Raw genomic sequence first — 7,327 nt, 5'->3', positions numbered from 1 at the left:
CAGATACAGGTACGAGAGAAATTGAGGATTCGCTCATCAAACTACGTGTCCATTTGAATGAATTAATGGACACGTAGTTTGATGAGATTTATCTGAGATCGCTAGACGGTATCGGGCGGACGCTTACAATCAACTCCCAGTATCTCTACATCACAGTATTTCATTCGATAAACCACTGGTATTGAGCGATGCAGCCAATTGAATTTAAACCCATTCCAAATGCAGCGCTTTCTGCTGGAATGGTCATACGATTTGAGAGTACGAATAGATATTTGAGGCTAACGCATATTTTCGAAACCGGCGTCTTCGGGATGTGGGTCGATGTCGCCGAAAGAGCGTATTTTGCAAGGAGACCTCTTTGGTTTGCGAAAGCAGAATTGAAAGCGTTGCTCCGTGATGAGGGAGGAGAGATCGGACAATTTCAGCTACCTTTTGCATTCACAGGAAGCATCAAAGATGAAGCGAGCGAACTCAAGCTGAATGCGGCATGGGAAATGATTGAGCCTCTAGTTTCATTATTTGAAAAGGAAGAAAATTTATCCGCACGGTCATTCTCCTCTTGCATTCGACGACGCGCGGAGTCACTGGATGTAAGCAAAACTACTTTGTATCGATTGGTTATACGGTTCTACTATTTTGGGGGAGTGCGCAAAGCGCTACTGCCATTAGCTCGCGGTGCGACGCCTGGGTTGGCGGGATATAAATTCCAGCCAACAGAGGGAGGCACTGAAAGAATATACAAACGACGCGGGCGGCAATCAATACTGGCGCCAGAGTTAGGCGTCAATGAATTCGTTGTCGATGAATCTGATATTGAGGACATGATTCGCAGCTACAAGGCAAAACTTCGCACAGGGCCAACGTATATTTCGCATGCGCATGAGAATTATCTTGCCAATTATTTCAGCAAGCGTCACCCGGAAAGATATAGGCTATATCTCAAGGGTGAGACGTCTGAGCCCGTCACAGTTAGACAATTTCGATACTACATTCATTCCTCTGCTCGCCTAGATGCGGACTTGATAAGAAATGTACGTTCACATGAACGAAATCCGGGCAGCTTGAGCTCTGTGCGTGCAAGTGGGCCGGGTGAGGTTTATGAAATTGATGCAACTGGCGGAAGAATTCATCTGGTTTCGTCGGACGATCCAAGTTTAGTTGTTGGCAAACCAATTTTATATTTATTGATTGATCGGTGGAGCCGGTTTGTTGTTTCTGCATATCTTTCTCTAAAGCCCGCGTCTTGGGAGGAAGTGCGTTACGCATTACTCATTGCATTCACCTCAAGAGAAAAAAGATTTGCGTCGTTGGGCGTGGACATAAACGACAACCGGTGGCCGATCGGACGGTTTCCCGCAGTCCTATGCCCAGACCGTGGCTCTGAATTTTTGAGCGAATCAATGGAACGCTCGGTTGCACAGGATCTACGTATTGAAGTGACCCCATTACCTCCACTGTGTCCAGATGGTAAAGCAATTGTGGAGCGTTTCATTCGTGAGATAAAGCGCCGAATGACAGCATCAGAGTTAAAGGGCGTGTATGCGGAGCGGCCTCTTGATCCACGTACGAAACGTATTGAAAAAAGAGCAGCGGTAGCTGCGGTACATTCTCTAAAAGATGCGTACCGAGCGATTATCGAGATCATCGATGATCACAATAATCGCCCGCACACAGCATTGCGTAAATTAAAAATACTAACTCAGGCAGGAATAGCTCCACAACCTCGTGACGCATATATGTGGGGGTTAGAGAACGTTACTGGACTTCGCACGCCACCGCTCAGAGACGGTGATTATTTCCGTTTACTCTTGGGGATTGACACCGCAAGTATTGCACGTGGAGTTCTACGATATAAGCAGCGACCTTACTTGCCAGTAAATGAAACGGCAATTGAGATGGCGCGTACTTCAACCTCACGTGCAAAAAGCATCAAAGTACGCATAGATAAGACTGATCCATTAGAAGTGTTTGTCGAAACAAAATTTGGTGAGTGGGCGCAATTTAGGTTGAGTGTTGGTGCTGTGAAAGAAATTGCAGGTCTCACGCTTGATGAAGAGGAAGCCTTACTAGGCCGCACCGCCATGCATTGGGCTCGCGCAGATCATGAAAGTCGTGTTGCACGATTGAATAACAAGCGCCCCGCAGATACTGGCGGTAGTAAAAAAGGTATTGCAGCCAAAACGACAGTGAAAAAACAAAAGTTGGATTTGCAAGAAACAAGAGAGTTACGGACATTAGAAACAGCGGGGATGAAAGAGTCACTGACAGGGGGCCGAAAAAGCTCGCCTCCTGAGAACTCTAGTCACGATAGTGTTAAAGCGAATTGGCAAGAACTGGAAGAGCGAGAACGATTGGAACGACTGCGAGTTATTCAAGAAAACAGGAATAAGAAATGACAAATTCCCTCATTGTCCCTGCGAATTACAACGAAACTGGGGTGCGCCGCTTTGCCGGTAATCCATTTATCGAAGCTCTGCCGTCATTAGAAAATAAAAAAGACGATTTTTTGACTACGCTTGCTCATTATCCGCCAAAGGTTACGGACAAAGAGCGAAAGGCGAGTGATGTTGTTCGGTTAATGGAGCTCCCTATTCTCAATGATGTAGTGCATCCGTTCCCTGAGTTTCAGAGAGCCGGCTTGGCACTGACTTCTATGATGAGACAAACATACATTGCACGTAACCCTTTAACGACAATGGACCGCCAACGACGACATGCCTTGGCGTTGGGAGGAGTGGGAGGCGTACCGTTCCCTTCAGACTGGAAATCGGCCGCGGCAGGACATTTGATGATGTCAGTCAGCGGAATGGGAAAAACTACATTCGCGAAATCTTTTCTGCTTCGATATCCGCAGGTAATTTCACATGTGGAGTACAACGGGCAGCCTCTACTCTGCAAACAGGTGGTCTACATTTTTCTGCGAGTGCCACACGATGCAACATTAAGAAGTTTATGCGTTCAATTTTTTGAACAAGTAGATGATTTATTGGGTACGACCTATACCCGCCAAGCGATTAGTCTTCGACAAATTGCGCCTATGATTGAATTAATGAATCGCGTAGCTACTGCAATTTCGTTGGGATTCTTGGTCATAGATGAAGTGCAAAATTTGCGATATGCACGAGGAGGCAACGCTGAATTTATGTTGAATTTGTTCAGCGAAATTATTGAGCGACTGGGCATTAGTCTACTCATCCTAGCAACTCCGGCCGTCCAGTCCGTGCTGGAAGGAAGTGTAAGAAATCTACGCAAACTCGCTTCTGCTGGAGAGACAATCATCCGCCCGATGGGAAAGTCGGATATGCAATGGGAGGAGTTTTGTGATGTTCAATGGGATTATTGCTTTGTAAAGAATAAAAAACCACTAACAAAAAAAGTCAGAGATGCTTGGCATGACAGCTCGGGCGGAAATACAGCTTTTGCCACACTGGCATTTATGTTGGCGCAACGAAATGAGATTGGTGGACGAGAAATAATCGACGAAGCTGCTTTTGCCAGGACATCGGCTATGGATATGGCGTTTCTTCAGCCAGCGATACTGGCGCTTCGTAGTGGAAAGCCTGAGCAACTACGTGCGTTCGATGATCTTCTTTTTAGTCAGAAATATATGGCTTTGCGTCGGTTGCTTGGTGCAAATGAGGATGAGGTCAAAATTAACACGGGCTCTGAGTTTGAAGAGATGGACAAACAGCCCTTAAAGAAAAATTCTTCGAAGGATAATTCTCCGCGCCCCAAAAGAAATTCAAAAAAATCATCCGATGTGGCACCAGACTTGCCACGCGAAGATCCGTTTCAAGATTGAAGTTAGTGAGTAAATCACCTACCAAGCAATTTAATAATAACTTGGTGTTGGGATACCTCCCATCCCCAATGCCTGATGAGCTATTGTTTTCTGTATTAGCTCGCACGGCACTGCTGAATGCTTTGAGTCCACCCAAACATTGCATGAAAGTTTTTTTCGGGGATCCTAATGTCATTCCATCGACTGACCTACCGGTAGGGCTGGAGATCTATCGTCAGAGACTGGGGCAGCCTTCTCCTTTTGGCGATTACATCGATATTTTAAATAGATGTACGCTTTATCCATACTTCCGCCCATTTCTTCCCATTGAGCGACACCTTAGGTGCATGGAGATATTTCGGGATGGAGGAGGTGGCGGGCTTAAAACTCTTATGGGTACGGTTGCCAATGGCTTTGGTGCTGGGTCGGTCCTAAGATTTTGCAATCTTTGTGTTCAAGAGAATTTCAAAAATGATGGCGCCATCTATTGGCATCGCGCTCACAATTTGCCTGCTGTCAGAAATTGTGTGATTCACGCGATCGGACTATCTGATCATACGGGGCATCTCACATCGGGTTCACGACAGACCCTGTTTCTTCCTCCCTTTCTAACTGATAAAAATCCATCCGTCACTGAAGTCTCGAAGGTTTCCACACTGGCTCATCTTTCAGTAGAGCTGATCGAGGCCAACTTACCGCCGGTTGATACAAAGTTAAGAACGGTTGTATACCAACAAGCGTTACTGGCGAGAGAACTTTGTACAAAAAAACATGCGATCAATTTCAATGCGATCGTTAACGAAATGCGGATGCACTACGAAGATTTTAATAATTTCGAGCATCAATCTCGATTGCTTTCCAGCCCTAAGGAGCCTTTACGATGGTTGCGCGATATATTGGTACGACCTGATCGCGCAATGCATCCTATATGTCATTTGTTGTTGATCGGATTCTTGTTTGGCTCAATAGATCGATTTAAAAAGGCGCTTGAATTAGCTGCAAATAATCAAACATTAGTAGTGGGCGATATAGTCAATACGGACAAATTTCTCTGTCGATCTAAATGTCATCAAGCTATAGAGGATGTATCGAAATCGTGTCGGCAGGCGGCACTGGAATCTGGACTCAGCGTTACAACAGTGGTTGAGCTACGAAGAAAATTTGACATTCCGGTTTCCGAGCGACGAAAGCATATATATCGTGACGTCGTTGATTCAATAATTGTTGATCTGATCGCTGGCAAGGAAATTAATATCATTGCCGAACAGCGTTCAATATCAGTTAGTAGCGTATATCGCATCCTTCGAAGTAATCCAGAGATCAGTGTAGAAAGATTGTTGTTCAGGAAGCTGCAATCAAAAACACGCAAGAGATTAGAGTGGATGGCGTTGATCGATGTAGAAGGTGTAAAAGGCTTCAATGCTGTTCGTGCACGCGGAGCAGATCTATTTGCCTGGCTATATCGTCATGATCACGATTGGTTGAAACAAGCGAACTTGCGGTGCGAAGCGGTGCCTAGAAACGGCATTACTCGTATTGATTGGTTCTCTAGAGATTTGTTATTGGCAAAGTCCGTTGCGGCCTTAGTGGAAGTGATACGGACAGACAAAACGCGTGGACGTGTCAGTAAAACTTTAATTTTGCGCCGTCTTGGTTGTGAAGCATTGTTGCGAAAATTTCCACACAAGTTGCCTCAACTTCGCGATGCTGTAGGGCTGTATTCAGAGACAGTTTTGGAATATCAGAAGTACCGGATTGAACGAGCAATTGATGAGCTACTAGCTGAGTGTCCTTTTCCAGTAATGTGGAAAATAAAGAGACACGCAACTATTCGAAGTTGGAGTGAGGAACTCCTATCGCATGCGGTAAATTATAGAGGGCAGGCTATTGCTGCTCGTCTCAATAATTCATTGAATTAAATTTTTGAATGCGCATTCCTTTTTTTGTTTCACCATACCCTGACGAAATACTAGGAAGCTGGCTCTTCCGATTACAAACTCATAATCATCCATCTTCGATTGATAGTTTAGTAGAGCAATACGTTTCCCGCAAAATCGACGAGATGGGGTGGCGTGACATCTTTTTACCTAGCGTGGAAGCAGACCAAATACTTGGTGCGCTTGGTACTACATACGGCAAGGTCATGATGGAGCTCACCACCTATCCGTACTGGTTGCGCTTCCATAGCGAAAGAACGCTTTCAGCGGAAATTTCTTGCTGTGTAAAAGAGATTCCAAAATTTATATTAAGAAATAGACGAGAGGTAGGACGTCGTATTACTTATCTTCGACCTAATGTCTTAAAGATTTGCCCAATTTGTTTAGATGAAGATTTTTATAAATACGGAGAACCTTATCTACATCGGGCCCATCATCTGCCGTTTGTTCGCGTTTGCCATAAGCATGGGCTTGAGTTAGCAACTAGATGTCCAAATTGCGAACAGCTTTTTCATAGAGGAAGTACCTATATGCAAGCTCGAATTCTATGTTCTTGCGGCTATGATTTGAGATTGATTCGAGCGGAAGTGAAATCAACGAAAGTCAGCTGGGGGCGGCTGGCAGTTTATAGCGCACAAGCATTGTGGAGTAGAGATGATTTTGAGAAGTGCAGCGACGTCTATAGTTTTTTTGATTCTCGCCTGACGGAAGAAGGAATATTAAACAGACCTGAGCTATTGGATCATCTCACCAGTTCATATGGGGCAACCGGAGCAAAAGCGATCCTCACAATTTCGCCGCAACGAACGGAAGATTTCACCCACGCCCATATAGGCTCCACCAGCAAACAAGAGTTTCGGGCACCTCAAATATGCGCCTTATTGGCGACGATTGAGTCAGATTTTAAAGAAACCAATGTAAAGCTTGGACAATTTTTAAAATTAAATGAAGTTAGAGCTGGCGATTCAATAATTCAAGAGAAGAAATTGCATCGCATTCCTCAATCAATTGATGAGGCTAGGTATTACGTATTGCAAATACAGGAAGAGGTCGGTGAGAGAGTCACTCGCAGCGTTATATATCGCCGGTATAAAACTTTGTTTTGGTATCTCACAATTTATGACCAAGCCTGGTTTGAGGGAAAATATCCGCACGGGAAAAGGGGCGCAACTGCAAATCTACCAAGTGTAGAGACGGATCGTCGCAGCATTCTGAAGGCAATTTTGCGTGCTAATGACCGTGGAGTGAGAGTTTGGAAAAACTTTGCACAACAGGCGTGCTTTCGTGCGTCTATCCGGGATCTAGAATGGTTTGAGAGTCAGAAGGAAGAAACCGCCAGAAGGATAAAGGAAGTTTCAGTACAAAGAAAATTGCGCCTTCGTACTATTCATGTCGAGGATTTCAAGCAGTCTTATAAAAGAGCACGAAATACCAAAGGGAGTGGAGTAAAAATTTCCTTCAAAGACATCGCCGCTTATGCATTGAAGCGCCCCGGTTTTCGTGGAGGCCGGTTGGTTTAAGTTAGACCTCGACGGCGACCTTTTCAGTCAGCTGCCGGTAATAGTTTTCTTCAGCCTCCGCCGGTGGAATATACCCGATGGGAGCCAGC

The 7,327-nt window shown here is 45.0% G+C and carries 4 protein-coding genes; all 4 read left to right on the top strand.

The genetic code is table 11. From position 1 onward, the window contains the following. Window positions 1-188 precede the first annotated feature (188 nt). The 4 genes from IXC47_RS18980 to IXC47_RS18965 are packed head-to-tail and all read left to right on the top strand — an operon-like array spanning window position 189 to window position 7,238. Window positions 189-2,396: an integrase catalytic domain-containing protein gene (locus tag IXC47_RS18980; RefSeq protein ID WP_195876725.1), complete on the top strand. Its 2,208-nt coding sequence runs from the start codon at window positions 189-191 to the stop codon at window positions 2,394-2,396. Then, window positions 2,393-3,802 carry an ATP-binding protein gene (locus tag IXC47_RS18975; RefSeq protein ID WP_195876724.1) on the top strand — a complete coding sequence of 470 codons (1,410 nt, stop codon included), beginning with the start codon at window positions 2,393-2,395 and terminating at the stop codon, window positions 3,800-3,802. Before IXC47_RS18980 ends, IXC47_RS18975 begins: the two co-directional genes overlap by 4 nt. 5 nt (window positions 3,803-3,807) lie before the next feature. Beyond that, window positions 3,808-5,700, top strand: a complete 1,893-nt coding sequence (locus IXC47_RS18970; RefSeq protein ID WP_195876723.1) for a TnsD family Tn7-like transposition protein — start codon at window positions 3,808-3,810, stop codon at window positions 5,698-5,700. Window positions 5,701-5,708: 8 nt separating this feature from the next. Next, complete coding sequence (locus IXC47_RS18965; RefSeq protein ID WP_195876722.1) at window positions 5,709-7,238, top strand: TniQ family protein; 1,530 nt, start codon at window positions 5,709-5,711, stop codon at window positions 7,236-7,238. Window positions 7,239-7,327: the final 89 nt, after the last annotated feature.

Origin of the sequence: Herminiimonas contaminans (assembly GCF_015645465.1) — a bacterium.
In the GTDB taxonomy this organism is placed as follows: domain Bacteria; phylum Pseudomonadota; class Gammaproteobacteria; order Burkholderiales; family Burkholderiaceae_D; genus Oxalicibacterium; species Oxalicibacterium contaminans.
Note: the sequence above shows the minus strand (reverse complement) of the source record. Positions and strands in the feature narration are given on the sequence as shown.

Bases quoted from the DNA above. Each gene is read 5' to 3' on its own strand.
- IXC47_RS18975 (WP_195876724.1), top strand. From the start codon at position 2,393: ATGACAAATTCCCTCATTGTCCCTGCGAATTACAACGAAACTGGGGTG.
- IXC47_RS18980 (WP_195876725.1), top strand. From the start codon at position 189: ATGCAGCCAATTGAATTTAAACCCATTCCAAATGCAGCGCTTTCTGCT.
- IXC47_RS18965 (WP_195876722.1), top strand. From the start codon at position 5,709: ATGCGCATTCCTTTTTTTGTTTCACCATACCCTGACGAAATACTAGGA.